Annotated in this window: 1 protein-coding gene; it reads right to left on the minus strand. The window is 56.0% G+C overall.

All coding sequences use genetic code 11. From position 1 onward, the window contains the following. Window positions 1-529 (minus strand): aminotransferase class I/II-fold pyridoxal phosphate-dependent enzyme (locus tag AC5O77_RS22600; protein ID WP_494507275.1); only part of this gene is annotated, 529 nt, incomplete at both ends.

Genomic DNA, 529 nt, shown 5'->3' on the forward strand with positions numbered 1-529 from the left:
GAGCAAAAGCTTTCGACAGTGTGCGCAAAATAGCCAGGTGCGGATATTCCGTCAGCCAGCCAGCCAGCGATGCCTGTGGGCAAAACTCGATATAGGCTTCATCGGCAACCACAATCGCCTTACCGCGGGTTAACTCCAGCAGGGTGCGAAAATCCTGCGGATTGATCAGTTGCCCTGTCGGGTTGTTGGGGCTGCAAACATAGACCACTTTTACGCCGTCCAGCTTGTCGGAAATGCCCTGCAAGTCCAGTTGCCAGTTGTCCAGCGTCGGCACTGTGCGGCACTCGACGCCAATGGTTTCAGCGCTGACGCTGTACATGCCGTACGTTGGCGGGCAGTAGAGGATGGCGTCTTTACCCGGTTCGCAAAAAGCGCGAATCAGTAGTTCAATACCTTCGTCCGCGCCACGGCTGACCAGCACCTGCTCCGGTTTTATGCCTGCATACTGCGCGTAATTGTCAATCACCGCTTTCGGCTGACATTCCGGGTAGCGGTTGAGCGTTTGCTGAGTAAGCTGAAACTCCACGGC

The sequence above is a fragment of the Stenotrophomonas sp. INTA L402-1 genome, assembly GCF_059295135.1.